General features: G+C 61.8%; 13 protein-coding genes. 9 read left to right on the forward strand and 4 right to left on the reverse strand.

What is annotated here, in order from left to right; all coding sequences use genetic code 11:
- Nucleotides 1-10: 10 nt before the first annotated feature.
- The 9 genes from G365_RS0110600 to panC all read left to right on the forward strand — a co-directional run bounded on the left by G365_RS0110600 (nucleotide 11) and on the right by panC (nucleotide 9356).
- The gene (locus tag G365_RS0110600; RefSeq protein WP_019645502.1) at nucleotides 11-196 is read left to right on the forward strand and encodes a cbb3-type cytochrome oxidase subunit 3; all 186 of its coding nucleotides are present in this window, start codon (nucleotides 11-13) and stop codon (nucleotides 194-196) included.
- A complete protein-coding gene (ccoP, locus tag G365_RS0110605) occupies nucleotides 180-1067 on the forward strand; it encodes a cytochrome-c oxidase, cbb3-type subunit III (RefSeq protein WP_019645503.1) in 888 nt (295 codons plus the stop codon). Before G365_RS0110600 ends, ccoP begins: the two co-directional genes overlap by 17 nt.
- Before the next feature lie 495 nt (nucleotides 1068-1562).
- On the forward strand, nucleotides 1563-3089 hold the full coding sequence (ccoG, locus tag G365_RS0110610) for a cytochrome c oxidase accessory protein CcoG (protein WP_245554734.1): 1527 nt from the start codon (nucleotides 1563-1565) through the stop codon (nucleotides 3087-3089).
- Between the two features lie 124 nt (nucleotides 3090-3213).
- Nucleotides 3214-3744, forward strand: a complete 531-nt coding sequence (locus G365_RS0110615; protein ID WP_019645505.1) for a FixH family protein — start codon at nucleotides 3214-3216, stop codon at nucleotides 3742-3744.
- 84 nt (nucleotides 3745-3828) lie between these two features.
- Nucleotides 3829-6234 (forward strand): heavy metal translocating P-type ATPase metal-binding domain-containing protein, encoded by a 2406-nt coding sequence (locus G365_RS0110620; protein ID WP_019645506.1) that lies wholly within the window; start codon nucleotides 3829-3831, stop codon nucleotides 6232-6234.
- The gene (ccoS, locus tag G365_RS22945) at nucleotides 6234-6509 is read left to right on the forward strand and encodes a cbb3-type cytochrome oxidase assembly protein CcoS (protein ID WP_019645507.1); all 276 of its coding nucleotides are present in this window, start codon (nucleotides 6234-6236) and stop codon (nucleotides 6507-6509) included. The genes G365_RS0110620 and ccoS overlap by 1 nt, the downstream gene beginning before the upstream one ends.
- Nucleotides 6506-7240, forward strand: coding sequence for a Crp/Fnr family transcriptional regulator (locus G365_RS0110630; protein WP_019645508.1), 735 nt, complete (start codon nucleotides 6506-6508; stop codon nucleotides 7238-7240). Before ccoS ends, G365_RS0110630 begins: the two co-directional genes overlap by 4 nt.
- Before the next feature lie 282 nt (nucleotides 7241-7522).
- Nucleotides 7523-8365, forward strand: coding sequence for a 3-methyl-2-oxobutanoate hydroxymethyltransferase (panB, locus tag G365_RS0110635; RefSeq protein WP_026345265.1), 843 nt, complete (start codon nucleotides 7523-7525; stop codon nucleotides 8363-8365).
- Between the two features lie 121 nt (nucleotides 8366-8486).
- The gene (gene panC / locus G365_RS0110640; RefSeq protein WP_019645510.1) at nucleotides 8487-9356 is read left to right on the forward strand and encodes a pantoate--beta-alanine ligase; all 870 of its coding nucleotides are present in this window, start codon (nucleotides 8487-8489) and stop codon (nucleotides 9354-9356) included.
- Between the two features lie 75 nt (nucleotides 9357-9431).
- On the opposite strand, the gene G365_RS0110645 is transcribed toward panC, so the two are convergent.
- From G365_RS0110645 to G365_RS0110660, 4 genes are all read right to left on the reverse strand, one after another.
- Nucleotides 9432-11405: a methyl-accepting chemotaxis protein gene (locus tag G365_RS0110645; RefSeq protein WP_019645511.1), complete on the reverse strand. Its 1974-nt coding sequence runs from the start codon at nucleotides 11403-11405 to the stop codon at nucleotides 9432-9434.
- Nucleotides 11406-11776: 371 nt separating this feature from the next.
- Nucleotides 11777-13777, reverse strand: coding sequence for a methyl-accepting chemotaxis protein (locus G365_RS0110650; RefSeq protein WP_019645512.1), 2001 nt, complete (start codon nucleotides 13775-13777; stop codon nucleotides 11777-11779).
- 385 nt (nucleotides 13778-14162) lie between these two features.
- Nucleotides 14163-15530 (reverse strand): glutamate--cysteine ligase, encoded by a 1368-nt coding sequence (locus tag G365_RS0110655; RefSeq protein ID WP_019645513.1) that lies wholly within the window; start codon nucleotides 15528-15530, stop codon nucleotides 14163-14165.
- A gap of 142 nt (nucleotides 15531-15672) precedes the next feature.
- A complete protein-coding gene (locus tag G365_RS0110660) occupies nucleotides 15673-16440 on the reverse strand; it encodes a 16S rRNA (uracil(1498)-N(3))-methyltransferase (RefSeq protein ID WP_019645514.1) in 768 nt (255 codons plus the stop codon).
- Nucleotides 16441-16471: the final 31 nt, after the last annotated feature.

Below are 16471 nucleotides of genomic sequence, written 5' to 3' on the forward strand. Positions count from 1 at the left end.
GGACATCATCATGCAGGCACTTCAGGACCTTTCGGTGTTTCTCCGGCAGTTCTGGGGGCTATGGCTGATGCTCGTCTTTATCGGGATCATCGTGTGGGCTTACCGGCCCCGTAATAAGGGCCGGTTCCAGGACGATGCGATGATCCCGCTGCGGGATGACGAATACGAGGAGAGAGCCAATGGCGAGAAATCCTGAAAAGGACGCCATTTCCGGCCAGTCCACGACGGGCCACGAATGGGACGGGATCAGTGAACTGAACACCCCCCTCCCGAAATGGTGGGTTTATGTTTTCTACATCTGCGTCCTGTGGGCCGTGGGGTACTGGGTTGTCTATCCGTCTTTCCCGGTGAAGGACGGCTTCATTAAGGGGACTTTCAACTACAGCTCCCGCGCGGAACTGGAGAAGGATGTCGCCAAGGCCCGTTCCGTTCACGAGACGGAACTGAAGGGTCTGAGCAGCAAGTCGGTGGATGAGATCTATACCGACTCTAACCTGCGTCAGTACGCCATGGCGGGCGGCGCGGTGCTGTTCAAGGAAAACTGCGCTCCCTGCCATCAGTCCAACGGTGCGGGGGCCAAGGGCTACCCGACTCTGGCGGACGACGAATGGATCTGGGGTGGCACCCTGACCGACATTCAGACCACGCTGCTGCATGGCATCCGGTCTGATAAGTCTGCCGAAACCCGCGTTTCGGAAATGCCGGCCTTTGCCGGGACCCTGTCGGCGGATGAAATCCGTCAGGTCGCCACCTATGTGAAGGCGATGTCGCAGGGCAAGGTGGAAGCCGGTCCGGGGCAGGACCTGTATGTCAACAACTGCGCAGCCTGCCATTCTTCCGACGGGGCCAATCCGGTTTCCGACGGTGGTCAGGCGGTCGGGGCTCCGGCCCTTGGCAACGCGGTGTGGCTGTATGCCGGTCCGGGTAAGGACATGACCGTTGACATGATTTCCGCCCAGATTGCGGCTCCGAAGCACGGCGTCATGCCGGCGTGGCAGGGCCGTCTGAAGGACGAGGAAATCAAGATGCTGGCCGTGTATGTCCACTCGCTGGGCGGCGGTAAGTAATCGGTTACGCAAGGCCGGGATGGGGTGACCCATCCCGGTTTTTGTTTGTTCACCCGCTTGAGGTGAAAGTGCCGTCACCGTGCTTCCGGGGCGGCTTTTTTTATGGTTTCCGGCTTTTGCGTCGTTGGGGTGCGGTATATGCATGGCACCTATGCGCGCCGGATCATGGTATTTAGGCACCATCGGACGCAGAGGGGGTGAACATGCTGGAAAGCCTCCAGTATACTCAAAGCGCGCCGGTGACGGTCCGGGGGCTGGGTGTTGCTCCGGGGGCGTTGAGCGGGAAGGCAGATTGACAGTTATCAATGCCTTCCTCCGGGGTCGGTATTACAACATGCGGAATGTGGGTATCCCTGTACACAGGTCCCGGCCCGGACCGTGCACAGGGCAGAAAATTAAGAAGGCTGCTGCGCCAAAAGCGGCGGTCCTGTCTGGAGAGAGCGTTCCACCCCGTCGGGGTCCGCTGTGGGATTGGCGGAGATGGAACGGCAGAGGATGAAAGGTCGGTCGGAGATGGCGGTCGAGGATAAGGTCGCGCCGGAAGAGAAGGCCCAGGGGGCTGCTGCCGGTACTGCGCCCAAGAGCAAGGCGCATAAGGGTGAAGGCCCGGTGAAGGAGTCGCTGTACGCCGACTACCACAAAATTCATCCCCGCCACGTCACCGGCAAATTCCGGAATATCAAAAACTTCCTGAATATCTTTCTGCTGGCGATCTATTTCGCCGGGCCGTGGTTCCGTTGGGAACGCCCGGGGGCCGCACCGGACCAGATGATCCTGATGGATCTGAGCGGTCAGCGCGGCTACTTCATGGGGATCGAGATCTGGCCGCAGGAAGTGTACTACCTGACCGGCCTGCTGATCCTCGGGGCTGTCGGTCTGTTCTTCTTCACCGCCCTTCTGGGGCGTGTGTGGTGCGGTTTCACCTGTATCCAGACCGTGTTCACTGATGTCTTTGTGACCGTTGAGCGTTGGCTGGAAGGGGACCGCAACGCCCGGATCAAAATGGACCGTGGCCCGTGGACGGTGAATAAGTTCGTCCGCAAGTCGATCAAGATCACCATCTGGCTGCTGATCTCTCTGGCAACCGGGTTTGGCTGGGCCGCCTACTTCAATGATGCGCCGCAGCTGGTGGTTGATCTGCTGCACCTGAATGCAGGCTGGGGGGTCTATACCACCATTCTGCTGGTCGGCGGGTTTACCTTTGTGCTGGCTGGCTGGGCCCGCGAACAGGTCTGCATCTATATGTGTCCGTGGCCGCGTTTTCAGGCTGCGATGTTTGATGAAGACAGCCTGATCGTCACTTACGAAAAGTGGCGTGGAGAGCCGCGCGGCTTTGCCAAAAAAGACACCTCCTTTGAAACCCGTGGCCACTGTGTGGACTGCACCCTGTGCGTTCAGGTCTGCCCGACCGGAACCGACATCCGTGATGGCAGCCAGCTGTCGTGCATCGGCTGCGGTCTGTGTATCGATGCCTGCGACGCGGTGATGGACCGCTTCAATCTGCCGCGTGGCCTGATCACCTATGACAGCAATAACCGTCAGATCGCCCGGGCCAAGGGTGAGCCGATTCCGCATAACTTTGTGCGGTCCCGGACCGTCATCTATGCCGTTCTTCTGGTGGTGGTGACGGCGGTGATGGCGTGGAGCCTGTCCAGCCGTTCGCGTCTGGAGGTGAATGTCCTGCATGAGCGCAGCCCGCTGTTCGTTGCGCTGTCTGATGGTTCCCTGCGGAATGGCTATACCTTTAAGGTCCTGAACATGGGGTCTCTGCCGCAGACGTACCGCCTGAAGCTGTCAGGGGTTGAGGGAGCCAGCCTGCGTGTTGTCGGTCTGATGGAAGAAGACCGGACGGAGGTTGATCTGCCGGTGAAGGGCGACTCTGTCGGTACTTTCCGGGTTTATGTCACCGCCAAGCCGCAGGTCTTGAAGGGTAAAGCGACCGACCTCATCTTCGTGTTGACCAATGCGGAGACGGGTGAGGTGAAAGAGCATAAGTCTCTGTTCGCTGGGCCGGAAAAGTAAGCGGCCGATTAACCCCCAAAGACACTTGGTTGAAACACAGGCAGGGGCACCGCTATGGTGCCCCTGTTGCCTATGCAGGATCTGCACTGCAGACAGTTGGCAGTCATATATAAGGGGCCGGAAAATGGCTGAAGCACAGGTTGCACAGAAGCGCCGGGATGGATGGTGGTACCCGTGGATCTTCGTCGCTGGGTTCGCCATTGTGCTGTGTGTTAATGCAACAATGATTTATTTCGCCACCTCTACCTTCAACGGGCTGGAGACGGCGGACCCCTATGAGAAGGGCGTTGCCTATAACAAGGAAATTGCCGCCGCTGATGCGCAGGCCTCGCTGGGCTGGAGCGGTGACTTCGCGGTCACCGGCGTGCGCCCGGCGGCTGCGGGGGAAGGCCGTCAGGCCGCCGTCCGTTTCAAGATACAGGATAAAGACGCGGCCCCGGTTGATGGCCTGACGGTGATCGCTGAACTGCGGCGCCCGACGCAGGCGGGGATGGATCAGAAGGTTGAGCTTCTGGCATCGGCGCCCGGTGAGTATGCTGCGGTGGCGGCTGTGCCGCTGCCGGGGCTCTGGGATGTGCGGGTGGTTGCCCGCCGGAATGTCGGCAGCCCGAACGAACAGGTGTTCCGTCTCAATTCCCGTCTGGAATTGCGCTGATATTCTCTCAATCCGGTCTGGCCCGACCTGGGCCGGGCCGTTTGTTTTTCTGCTCCGCCGCATTTTGTGTAAGGGAGACATCCCGTGGAGACTGTTTCTGCCCCCAGCCCGTCCGTCGCCCCGTCCGGGGCTGACCTGACAGTCTGCCGTCATTGCGGGGGGCCGCTGCCCGCTGCTGTGCCGGATGGACAGGATGGATTCTGCTGTCACGGCTGTAAGGGGGCGTGGGATCTGATCAACGGTCTCGGGCTCGACTCCTATTATCAGAAGCGGTGTTTTGATCCGCAGGCAAAATCCCTGCGGCCGGATGACGACGATGGATCCGTCACCGATTTTGCGTCTTACGGGCACTATGATACTGCCACGGGGGTCACCACCCTGCATCTGATGGTCGAAGGCGTGCAGTGTGCCGCCTGTATCTGGCTGATTGAAACCGTGCTGCGCCGGGTGCCACAGGTGACACAGGCCCGCGTTAATATGACCACCCGCCGCCTGACCCTCTGCTGGACCGGGACCCCGGATCAGGCCGGGGAGGTGACCGCGCCGGTGTCCCGCATCGGCTACCGGCTGGTGCCTTATGATCCGTCGGCCTTGGATCAGGAGACACAGCGTTCGGAAAAAGAGCTGCTGCGGGCAATGGCAGTCTCCGGCTTTTCTGCCGGAAATATCATGCTGTTTTCGGTGTCGGTGTGGTCAGGGGTCGATATGGGCAGCCATACCCGCGACCTGTTCCACTGGATTTCGGCGCTGATTGCCTTTCCGACGGTTATTTATTGCATCCGGCCTTTTGCCCGGTCGGCGTGGCAGGCTTTGCGGCATGGCCGCACCAATATGGATGTGCCGATCACGCTTGGCGTGATGATTGCCACCCTGATGAGCCTGTGGGAAACCGCGATGAGCGGGGCCCACGCCTATTTTGATGCCGGGGTAACCCTGCTGTTCTTCCTGTTGATCGGGCGCTATCTCGACAGCCGGTCGCGGGGGCGGGCGCGGTCTGCGGCAGAACATCTGCTGTCGCTGGGCGGTCAGGCGGTGATGGTTCTGCGTGAGGATGGCAACCGGGTGATGCTGCCACCCCGGCAGGTGGAGCCGGGGATGACCGTGCTGGTCGCCACCGGCGAGCGGATCGGTGTTGACGGCATCATCACTCAGGGCCGGTCTGACATCGACAGCAGCCTGATTTCCGGCGAGACCACCCCCAAGGCGGTGGCGGTCGGCGACAAGGTCTTTGCCGGTACTCTCAACCTGTCCGGCCCCCTGCATCTGCGGGTGGCAGCGGTTGGGGAGGGTACCCTGCTGGCCGAAATCGTCCGGATGATGGAGGTGGCGGAACAGGGGCGGGCCAAGTTTGTCGCGCTGGCCGACCGGGTGGCCCGCGCCTATGCGCCGGTGGTGCATGTGCTGGCGCTGCTGACCTTCACCGGCTGGATGGTGCTGTCCACGCTTCCGTGGCAGGACGCACTGATGATTGCGGTGTCGGTGCTGATCATCACCTGCCCCTGTGCGCTGGCGCTGGCAGTGCCGGTGGTGCAGGTGATTGCTTCTGGTCGTCTGCTGCGGCAGGGCGTTCTGCTGAAGTCGGCAACCGCCCTGGAACGGGTGCAGACCGTTGATACGGTGGTGTTCGACAAAACCGGGACTCTGACGGAAGGTCAGCCCGAGCTGGTGCCTGCCGCCGGTCCATTTGCCTGGACCGACTCCGGGCTGGCGCTGGCGGCGAGCATTGCCCTGTCCAGCCGTCATCCGCTGGCCCGTGCCGTGGTGCGCCGGGCGGGCCTTGCCCGCGCCCTGACGGGGGTGGAAGAAATTCCCGGTCAGGGGCTGCAGGTGAGTCTGGACGGGCGGACGGTGCGTCTGGGCAGCGCGGTGTTCTGTGATGCCCCGGCGGCAGATCCACATGCCGGGCCGGAACTGTGGCTGCGCGATGGCAGCAGGATACAGCGTTTCTGTTTCTCTGATCCGCTGAAGGTGGATGCGGCGGCTGTGGTGGCCGGGCTCCGGCGGCGGGGTCTGTCGGTGCTGCTGCTGTCGGGAGACCGGAAGGCGGCGGTAGAGGCTGCGGCCCGGGTCGCCGGGATTACAGACTGGGTGGCTGAATGTACCCCGGCGGATAAAACCCAGCGGCTGGAGGCCCTGAAGGCGGAGGGCCGCTGCGTGATGATGGTCGGCGACGGGCTGAATGACGCACCGGCTCTGGCGGCGGCGGATGTGTCGGTGTCACCGTCGACAGCGGTGGATGTGACGCAGACGGCGGCGGATATCGTTTTTCAGGGGGGGCGTCTGGCCCCGGTGCTGGAAGCGCTGGATGTCGCGCGCCGGAGCGACCGTCTGGTCCGGCAGAATTTTGCATTGGCGCTGGCCTATAACGGTGTCACCATACCCCTGTCGATTGCAGGATATGTTACCCCCCTGATCGCGTCGGTTGCCATGAGCACCTCGTCGGTGCTGGTCATCGCCAATGCCCTGCGTCTGGCCCGGAGGTCCCGCTGATGTCATCGCTGCTGATGCTGATTCCGGTTGCGCTGATGCTCGGCCTGCTTGGGCTCGGGGCTTTTCTGTGGGCGTTGAAGTCCGGCCAGTTTGATGATCTTGACGGCGCGGCGCACCGTATCCTGTTCGACGACGACGATGATATGGTGACCCCCCGTCAGTCTGCGCAGACGCCGCCGGAGTCCCCAAATTCGCCTTCCTCCGGGCCGTCTGGCCCGATATCGCCTTCTTCCGGGCCGTCTGGCCCGGTCGGTTCTGCCGGAGGTCCGACATGAATGCCGACCCCTACGTCAAGCTGATTGCCGATCCCGGTCATAACTGTGGCTGCTGTGATCTTGAGGACCGTGCCTTCTGTGCCGGTCTGGGGTCTCAGGGCTCTGCCCTGTTGCGGAGTATCCGCGGCAGCGCCCGGCTGGAAGCCCACCATACGGTGTTCCGTGAAGGGGATGCGGCCAGTCATATTTTCACGGTGGTCAAGGGGGCGGTGAAGCTGTCAAAGCTGATGGCCGACGGTCGCCGCCAGATCGTCGGCTTCCTGTTCCCCGGTGATTTTTTCGGTTTCGGGCTGGCGGGCAGCTATACGTATTCGGCGGAGACGATCGTGCCGACGTCGTTGTGCCGGTTCTCAGAGCGGCGGCTGGCGTCTCTGATGGAAGAAAACGGTGACCTGCGCCGACGCCTGTTCGGGCGGCTGGTCGATGAGCTGGGGTTTGCGCAGGAGCAGATGCTTCTTCTGGGCCGGATGACGGCACGCGAAAAGGTCGCCCATTTTCTGACCATGCTGTCCCGCCGGGCTGCCAACCGGGGCGACTCGGCGACAGTGGTGGCTGTGCCGATGAGCCGCCTTGATATGGCGGATTACCTTGGCCTGACGATTGAAACCGTCAGCCGGACGATTACCACCCTGAAAAAAGATGCCCTGATTGAAGTCCCGTCACCCAACGTGGTGTCAATCCTGAAGGCCGATGCCCTCCGGCAGATTGCCGACGGTAACGGGGATGAATAAGGCTTTTTTCATTTAACGTCTGTTGCGAACTGGTTTTATCCAATTTCGCGAGTCGCCGGGCAGGAGAAATGATGGCCTGCCCGCTACGCATGGCAGGCCCCCGTCCGGGCTTTATCCTTTCGTGACAGCCTGACTTCAGGTACAACGGCAACAGCCAGGGACCACCCCGTGCGGGGGCACCGGCCAAGCAAAAGGGCCTTGTCCGTCTGTTCCCTCCGTGATGGTGGGGTGATGGGGAAGGATCCACCGATGCGGACACCGCACGCGATCCGAGAGGAAATGATGAGCGCCCATGCCACCATCAAGCGGGTCAGCACCCGCGATCTGCGGGCCCGGAAGGGCGGTGTTCCGGTGGTCTGCCTGACCGCCTATACCGCGCCGATGGCTCAGTTTCTCGATCCCCATGTTGACCTGCTGCTGGTCGGGGATTCCCTCGGCATGGTTGTCTACGGTATGGACACCACGCTGGCGGTCACCGTTGACATGATGATCAATCACGGCAAGGCCGTGGTGCGCGGCAGTCAGCATGCCTGCGTGGTGGTCGACATGCCGTTTGCCAGCTATCAGGAAAGCCGGGAGCAGGCATTCCGCAATGCGGCCCGGATCATGGCCGAGACCGGCTGCGCCGCTGTCAAGCTGGAAGGCGGGCTGGAACTGGCCGACACCATTCACTTCCTGACCGAACGCGGTGTGCCGGTGATGGGCCATATCGGCCTGAAGCCGCAGTCGGTTCATGCCGCCGGGGGCTTCCGTGCCCATGGCCGGGATGCGGCGGAAGCAGCCCGGGTGATGGCCGATGCCAAGGCTGTGGCGGATGCCGGATGCTTCAACATCGTTCTGGAAGGGACCATCGAAGCACTGTCGCGGGAGATCACCGCCGCCGTTGATGTGCCGATTATCGGTATCGGGGCCTCCCCGGCCTGTGACGGTCAGGTGCTGGTGACGGAGGATGTGCTGGGGCTGTTCTCCACTTTCAAGCCCAAGTTCGTCAAGCGCTACGCCGATCTGGGCAGCCAGATCAGCGATGTGGCGGCGCAGTATGCGGAAGAGGTGCGGGCCCGCACGTTCCCGGCGGATGAACACTGCTTTGGCATTCCGGCCAAGCCCCGCGCACTGGAAGTGTGAGTGGTCATTCTTTGATCCGATGACGGTATCAGACCGGCAGCAGGGACGCCCTGCTGCCGGTCTTTATTTATAGAAGGGCCTGCCTGTCAGGCCGGAACACAGTTCTGACGATAAGGTGTTGATGATGACGCAGGGGAACACGTGCGCCGTGGCGCGGTCTGTCGCTGATCTGCGGGCGCAGGTCCGGGAGTGGCGGGCTGCCGGGCTGACCGTGGCGCTGGTGCCGACCATGGGGGCGCTGCATGCCGGGCATATGAGTCTGGTGACGCTGGCGCTGACCAAAGCGGACCGTGTGGTGGTCTCGGTTTTTGTGAATCCCACCCAGTTCGGCCCGACGGAAGACTTTTCCGCTTATCCCCGGCAGCCGGAGCAGGACAGTGCAGCGATTGCCGCGGCGGGGGGGCATCTGGTCTATCTGCCGACGGTGGAGGAAATGTATCCGGCGGGGGCATCGACCATGGTCGAGGTGTCCGGCGTTTCCTCCGGTCTGTGCGGTGATGCCCGGCCCGGGCATTTCCGGGGGGTGGCAACCATTGTCACCAAGCTGCTGTTACAGGCTTTGCCCGACGTTGCCATTTTTGGCGAAAAGGATTTCCAGCAGCTGATGGTGATCCGCCGTCTGGTGCGTGATCTCGATATTCCGGTGGAAATTGTCGGTGCCCCGATCGTGCGGGAGGCTGACGGTCTCGCCATGTCTTCGCGCAATGCCTACCTGTCAGCGGAAGAGCGCCCGGTGGCGGCCCGTATTCACGCCATCCTGACGGAGGCGACGGCGGCCCTGATGCAGGGGGCGCCGGTGGCGGCAACCTGTGCCACGGCATCGCAGGCCCTGTTGGCGGCAGGATTCCGGGCCGTTGATTATCTGGAGCTGCGGGATGCGGAAACACTGGAGCCGGTGACGGAGCTGACCCGACCGGCCCGGCTGTTCGTGGCGGCGTTTCTTGGCCGTACCCGCCTGATTGATAACGTCGGCGTCCGCCCGGCTGTCTGACGGCCGGCTGCCTCACGGCCAGCTGTCTCACGGAAGGCAGGCGCACCCTTTTGCCGGGGGCGCGCCTGCATCCGGTTACAGGCGGCGGATTTTATCAAAGAAGGCATCGACCTGTGCCTTCATGGTTTCTGATTGCCGGGCCAGTTCCCCGGCCGAGGCGAGAACCTGACCGGCGCTGTCCCCGGTTTCCCGGGCCCCTTCTGTCACACTGATGACGCTTTGGGCGACATCCTGCGTGCCCTTTGCCGCTTCGGAGACATTGATCGCAATGGCGCGGGTCGACTCGCCCTGCTGGGCGACGGCGGAAGAGATATCCTGCGCCAAAGCGTTGATTTCCGTAATCACGTCCGCGATTTCGTGAATGGCAGAGACAACCTCTCCCGATACTTTCTGAATTTCGGTGATCTGGGCCCCGATGTCACCGGTGGCTTTGGCAGTCTGACTGGCGAGGGTTTTCACTTCGTTGGCGACAACGGCGAAGCCTTTGCCGGCCTCTCCGGCCCGTGCGGCTTCAATGGTGGCGTTAAGGGCGAGCAGGTTGGTCTGGCTGGCGATGTCATTGATCAGGCCGATGATCTGGCTGATTCTGCCGGTGGCTTCGACCAGCGAGCGTACGGTGGCATCTGTCCGTTCTGCCGAGCGGCGGGCCTGTTCTGCCACGGTCTGGGATTGCCCGGCCCGTTCAGCAATATGATTGATTGATGTGGCGAGCTGGTCGGTTGAGGCCGAGACGCTGCGGACGTTGACCGAGGCTTCCTCGGTGGCCGCTGCCGCGATGGTCGCATCCTGTGCGGACCGTTCCGCTGTGCCGGACAGCACCTTGGCCGTGGCTTCCAGTTGGGTCGCGGCTGAGGTTACGGTTTCCAGCACCCGCGACAGGTCCTGATCGAAGGTTGCCAGCAGACTGTTCATCTCTCCGGATCGACGTTCCCGGGTTTCCAGATGGGCTGCCTGCTCGGCCTCCAGCCGGTCGCGTTCTTCGGCATTCCGGCGGAAGACCATGACGGCTTCGGCCATGGCTCCGATTTCATCGGTGCGGTCAATGCCGGGCACCGTCCCGGAGAGATCCCCGGCGGCGAGGCGCTTCATTGTCGATGTCATTGCCAGCAGGGGGCGGGCAATCAGTTTCTGCATCACCTGACGCATGGCGAGCACCAGCAGCAGGGCTGCCAGAATACAGGCGATGAGGATCGAGGTCCGGAAATTGCTCAGCGGTGCAAAGGCTTCTGCCTGATCGATCGAAACCGCCAGATACCAGTCAACGCCCGGCAGATTGAGGGGGAAGAACTGTATCAGGTCTTCTCCCTGCGGGCCGACGGCTGTCTGCTTGGTGGTTTTGATCGCCGGGGTGACCTGCGGATAGAGGTCTTTCAGCGGTTTGGTCAGCAGTGCCTGCTGGCCGTGAATCAGGATTGTCCCCTTTCCGTCGACAATGAAGGCGCTGCTTTTCTCCCCCAGCTTGACCGCCTCAATGCTTTTTGCCAGATCCGCGATGGAAAAGTCACCGCCTGCCGACCCGAGAAACTGTCCGTTCTTCTGGGCTGGGGCCACCACAGAAACCACCAGCTCTTTGGTGGAGGCATCAATGTACGGCTCGGTGATGGTTGCTTTGCCCGCTGTCTGGGCCAGCTTGTACCAGCCGCGCTTACGGGGATCATATCCGTCAGGCATCTGGCGGACCGGGGCATGCGGGAAGGCCCCGTCTGCATCCATCCCGACGAAAACCATGATGTAGGTATCGAAGAAAGCCTTGGTGCTGACCAGTGACTGCAGACGGTCTTTGCTGAAGTCATCCGCAGCCATATTGGCCAGCACATCAATCAGGTTGATGCGGGCTGAAAGCCAGTTATGGGCATTGAGGGCGGCAGAGTTGCCGATGCCGTTCATCGAGGTATCGACAGACTCCTCAATTGCCCGCCGTTCGTAGATATCCACATAAATCGCCAGAGCCAGAAAGACGGCGACAACAAACCCGGACAGCGACAGCAGGATCCGGGTCATCATACTGGTTCCCGGTGCCCTGATCTGTTCCGGAAGGTTCTGGACCATTCTGATCTCCTCTCTGGTGTCGGGTATCTGCGAAGGTGGATGTCGCCGTTACGATGAAATGCAGAGTGGATTTCATGAACGCGATGGAGCCACGGAACGGCGACAGGATCAGAATTTTAGTAAGTATAGGGTCATTTTTGATTCAATAAAACAGCCTCAATAAAATATGTTCACACCTGATTTTGCGAATCATTTGATTATAGATGATCCACACCTGGAGAGTGCCGAAGAGCACTGCTTTTGAGTGGCAATCAATAGCGCTATGATTGAAGTCCCGGCTCACGGTCCCTGCCGCCAATCCGGAGCGGAAAAACAAATCAGGGCCACCCGGCGGGGCAGCCCTGATTACGGAACAGGTTTGGGGGATCAGGTCAGGTGTTGGTGTGCCGGACCTGATCAAGGAAGTTTGAGACGGCCCGAGACAGCGAAGCAGCCTGCGCTTTCAGCGCATCGGCACTGGTCAATACGGCTTCAGCCTGTGTGCCGGTCTGCTGGGCGGCAAGCGTCACTTCGCCGATGGTGCTGCTGACAGACTGGGTTCCCGCAGCTGCCTGCTGGGTGTTGCGGGCGATCTCCAGCGTTGCGGCCCCCTGTTCTTCCACGGCAGAGGAAATGGCGGCGGCAATCTCGTTCATGCGGTCAATCACCCGGGCGATCCGCTGGATCACCTTGACGGCATCCCGGGTGGCAGACTGTACGGAGGTGATCTGCTGGCTGATTTCTTCCGTTGCCCGGTCCGTCTGGCTGGCCAGTGTTTTCACTTCATTGGCAACAACGGCGAATCCCTTACCGGCATCGCCGGCCCGGGCGGCTTCGATCGTGGCATTCAGGGCCAGCAGGTTGGTTTGTTCCGAGATAGCGGTGATCATCCGCACCACTTCACCGATGTGATCGGTGGCAGCCAGCAGGCCCTCCACCTGTTCATTGGCGCGGCGGGCTTCCTCCACGGCCTGATTGGCGATGGAGGCAGAGCGGGCCACCTGCTCTGAAATCTCATGGATCGATGCCGACAGTTCTTCTGCGGCAGAGGCGACGATCTCGACGTTGGTGTTGGTTTCGTGGGTGGCGCGGGCAACCTCATGGGCCTGCCTGCTGGTGTCTTCGGCTGTGGCCGTCATGACCTGTGCGGTCTCATGCATGCCGTCGACCGAGGTACTGATGGCCGTGATCGCCCCGGAAACATGGCTTTCCAGATCATCGGCAAGGCTGAGCAGGATCTGGCGGCGTTCGGTTTCCTCACGCTCCATGGCCTCAGCGCGTTCCCGTTCCAGCCGTTCCATTTCCAGCGCATTATCTTTGAAGACACTGACCGCCGCTGCCATTTCCCCGATTTCGTCGTGGTGGTCGGTGCCGGGGACGTCGGTGGATTTGTCCCCTTCGGCCAGACGGCGCATGGCCCCGGTCATCGCATTGATCGGGCGGGTGATGCTGCGCCCGATCAGATAGGCTGCGGTGATCCCGGCGATGATGCTCAGCAGAGTGATCAGCGAGACGGTGATCTGTGATCCACGCAGGCTGTTCAGAATATTGGTCTGGGTTTCCTGCTGGATCCGGCGTTCCATTTCCAGCGAGGCGATTTTGGTTTCTTCGGTATTGGCGCTGATCTTACGCTCCAGACCGTGCAGCTTGTCCTGCTGGGCCGTCAGTTCCCCGATGATCGCCGACAGGTCATTCAGGGCAGTCTGATAGTCGGCATACAGGGTGTTGGCCTGTGCGGCATCGGGCATCTGGGCAATGGCTTCGTCAACCCGGAACAGTTCTTCCCATGCTTTGGCATAGGCATCTTCCTTCTGGGTGACCATAAATTCATCCACCGCCCGCTGCGCCAGCAGCATGTGCTGGATCAGGCGGCCTGCAACCTCGGTCAGCTGGGCGTCGTTGGCAGCGGCAGCCTTGGTGCGGATGGCGGCGACCCCGTCAATCAGCTGTCCGGCAATGGGAACCAGACGTTCCGTGATCAGCTGGACCCGGGCGGCGACCAGCGCCATGGTCGGTTCCAGCACTTCCTTGTATCCGGCGATGGCGGTGGCTGTTTCAGCGACGGTCGGGGCGACCTCGGTTCCTTCGGCGGAGGAGGTCAGGGCCGCGATCCGCTCATCGAGCTTTTTCTGTTCGGCATCAACGGCACGGGCATTTTCCGGGGTAGGCAGCTGAATATAGGCCGAGACATACTTGTCGTAAGCCAGAACCTGCCGGTCCAGCTGTACGGCCAGAACAGCATTGGTAGAGGCGCCCGAAATGATGCGGACGTGCCCGGCGACGTTTTCAAACATCCAGACGGTGCCGATGGCGACCAGTGTCGACAGCGTAAAAACCACAGAAAACCCGGCAACAAGACGGGTCCCAATCTTCATGGTCTTGAAAGCACGCATAAGGATCCGCTACCCCTGTTTCTGCTGTCTCCGACGTCCTTCTGGCGGATTGCCGGGTGTCGCCCGGCCTGATGTGTCTGCCCCGATGTCGGTCTGGCTGCTCCGGCTCCGGGGGCCGCGCTTCGCCCCGTTACACACAGAATGCCCGTTTCTGCCCCGTAAACTGCCCTGCCTGTTTACCCTACTGATGAGAAGGACTCTCTCAGAGATCACAGCCTAGCGCAACCTTAACCGGCGTGATTGACCTGCATCAAACGGCGTAGGGGGAACTGGTATGAAACGTTGGTGAAAAAGCATAAAACCCGGCCGTGACCGGGCCGGGTTTTATTATAAAAACATGACATAAACGGTGGCTGATCTGCGAAGGTCCGCCGTAGCCGGCAGATCAGTATCCGTAATCCTGATAGATGCGGCTGATATCGCCGTTCCACTTTTTGTCGTACGCCTCAAGCAGACGGTCAGCGGCGGTCAGGCCGCTGTCGGCGATTTCACGCAGCGGAGTCAGGAACCCGGTTTCGTTATCCCCTGCGCTGTTCAGGCGGGCGCGGCGGGTCAGGCCGTCGTGAGCGATCTCCAGCACCTGCTTTGCCACATCCTGTACGCTGCGCCCGTCAATGGTCGCCTGCAGGGCCTGACGCGGCACGTCAGCCACCAGCCGGTGACGGTCTTCGGCGGTCCAGCCTTTCACCAGATCCCATGCTGCATCCAGCGCCGTCTGGTCGTACAGCAGGCCGGTCCACAGGGCAGGCAGGGCGCACAGACGGTCCCACGGGCCGCCATCGGCACCGCGCATTTCCAGATACTTTTTCAGACGCACATCGGGGAAGGCGGTAGACATGTGGTCTGCCCAGTCGCCGACGGTCGGGGTCTGTCCCGGGTAGGCCGCCAGACGGCCTGCCATGAAATCGCGGAATGACTGGCCGGACGCGTCAATATAGCCGCCGTCGCGGTAGACAAAATACATCGGTACGTCGAGCAGGTAATCGGCGTAGCGCTCAAAGCCGAAGCCATCCTCGAACACCAGATCAAGATTGCCGGAGCGGGCTTTGTCGGTGTCGGTCCAGACGTGAGCGCGGTAACTCTTGTAGCCGTTAGGCTTGCCTTCGGTGAATGGGCTGTTGGCAAACAGGGCGGTGGCAATCGGCTGCAGGGCCATCGAGACCCGCATCTTCTGCACCATGTCGGCTTCAGATCCGTGGTCAAGGTTGACCTGCACCGTGCAGGTGCGCAGCATCATGTCCAGCCCCATGGTGCCGACCTTGGGCATGTATTCCCGCATGATCCGGTAACGGCCCTTAGGCATCCAGTGCATCTGATCGCGGCGGGCGGTGGGGTGGAACCCCAGCCCGATCAGGCCGACGCCGTTGGCTTCGGCGACCTGCTTGATCTGGCGGCGGTGGGTGGTCACCTCCACACAGGTCTGGTGCAGGGTCTCCAGCTGTGCGCCCGACAGTTCCAGCTGTCCCGCAGGTTCCAGCGAGATGGAGGCCCCGTCTTCCCGGGTCATGGCGATGACATGATCACCTTCCCGTACCGGCTGCCAGCCGAACTGCTCCATCCCTTTCAGAATGTCGCGGATTCCGCCGGGTTCGTCATAGGACAGGGTGCTGCCGTCAGCGATGCGGAAGGGAAATTTTTCATGCTCGGTGCCAATCCGCCACTCGTCCCGGGGGCGCGACCCGCTTTCCAGATAGGCGACCAGATCATCGCGGCTGGAGATTGGGGCGGCATTAGGTTTGGCAAAGGCGGACATGCAGGGCACTCCTGAAAACTGGCCTGAAAACTGGGGGCCGGAACCGGCCGGACGGGACGGACGCCGTCTGACGGCATACCAGAAAACAACGGCGGCGGACCACCGCAAATCACCTGCCGGGCCAACCGGCAGGCCGGGGCCGTCACCCGGCCCGGAAGGCCGGACGCCCCTGCCAGTCGCCGCGCAGGGCCTGCCAGCAGGTCAGGGCGGCCAGTGCCGCCGTTTCCGCCCGCAGGATCCGCGGTCCCAGAGTGACGCAGATAACAAAGGGATACCGATGCAAAAGTTCAAGTTCCGATTTTTCAAATCCGCCTTCCGGGCCAATCAGCACGGCAGCATCCGCCCCGGCGGGCAGGTCACTCAGCACCCCGGCCACGTCGCGTCCGGCGCCGGTTTCATCCATCACCAGCAGGTGACGGGACGGGGTCCAGCCGTCGAGCAGGCGGTCGAGTTTTTCCGGCTCGGCAACGGCAGGTACGGACAGCCGCTCGCACTGTTCGGCGGCTTCGACCGCATTGGCGGTCAGCCGCTCGGTATTGACGCGGGCGGCATTGGTGTAGCGGGTAAGGACCGGCACCAGACGACTGGCCCCCAGTTCGGTGGCTTTTTCAACCACCATGTCGGTGGCGTCTTTTTTCAGTGGGGCGAACAGCAGCCACGGACCGGGCCGGGGTTCATCGGTCTGGGGGCGCAGCAGGCGGTCGGCCCGGGCGGTGGCGCGCCGCTTGCCGGTTTCTGTCAGGGTGGCGGTCCACTCGCCATCCTGACCGTTGAACAGGGCGATCTCGTCCCCTGCTGCCATCCGCATTACGGCGTGCAGATAATGGGCCTGTCCTTCCGTCAGCGGGATTTCGGCTCCGGCAGACAGCGGGGCAGCGGTGAACAGGCGGATGGCGGGACGGGCGGGCATGACACCGGGTATCCTGACAGGGGCGGGGCTT

It is taken from the genome of Novispirillum itersonii subsp. itersonii ATCC 12639 (genome assembly GCF_000381985.1).
In the GTDB taxonomy this organism is placed as follows: Bacteria; Pseudomonadota; Alphaproteobacteria; order Rhodospirillales; family Rhodospirillaceae; genus Novispirillum; species Novispirillum itersonii.

What these genes read in the sequence shown, in the direction of transcription:
- ccoS (WP_019645507.1), top strand. Translation starts at nt 6,234, where the DNA reads ATGTCATCGCTGCTGATGCTGATTCCGGTTGCGCTGATGCTCGGCCTG.
- ccoP (WP_019645503.1), top strand. Translation starts at nt 180, where the DNA reads ATGGCGAGAAATCCTGAAAAGGACGCCATTTCCGGCCAGTCCACGACG.
- G365_RS0110650 (WP_019645512.1), bottom strand. Translation starts at nt 13,777, where the DNA reads ATGCGTGCTTTCAAGACCATGAAGATTGGGACCCGTCTTGTTGCCGGG.
- panB (WP_026345265.1), top strand. Translation starts at nt 7,523, where the DNA reads ATGAGCGCCCATGCCACCATCAAGCGGGTCAGCACCCGCGATCTGCGG.
- G365_RS0110615 (WP_019645505.1), top strand. Translation starts at nt 3,214, where the DNA reads ATGGCTGAAGCACAGGTTGCACAGAAGCGCCGGGATGGATGGTGGTAC.
- G365_RS0110655 (WP_019645513.1), bottom strand. Translation starts at nt 15,530, where the DNA reads ATGTCCGCCTTTGCCAAACCTAATGCCGCCCCAATCTCCAGCCGCGAT.
- G365_RS0110600 (WP_019645502.1), top strand. Translation starts at nt 11, where the DNA reads ATGCAGGCACTTCAGGACCTTTCGGTGTTTCTCCGGCAGTTCTGGGGG.
- ccoG (WP_245554734.1), top strand. Translation starts at nt 1,563, where the DNA reads ATGAAAGGTCGGTCGGAGATGGCGGTCGAGGATAAGGTCGCGCCGGAA.
- G365_RS0110630 (WP_019645508.1), top strand. Translation starts at nt 6,506, where the DNA reads ATGAATGCCGACCCCTACGTCAAGCTGATTGCCGATCCCGGTCATAAC.
- G365_RS0110645 (WP_019645511.1), bottom strand. Translation starts at nt 11,405, where the DNA reads ATGGTCCAGAACCTTCCGGAACAGATCAGGGCACCGGGAACCAGTATG.
- panC (WP_019645510.1), top strand. Translation starts at nt 8,487, where the DNA reads ATGATGACGCAGGGGAACACGTGCGCCGTGGCGCGGTCTGTCGCTGAT.
- G365_RS0110660 (WP_019645514.1), bottom strand. Translation starts at nt 16,440, where the DNA reads ATGCCCGCCCGTCCCGCCATCCGCCTGTTCACCGCTGCCCCGCTGTCT.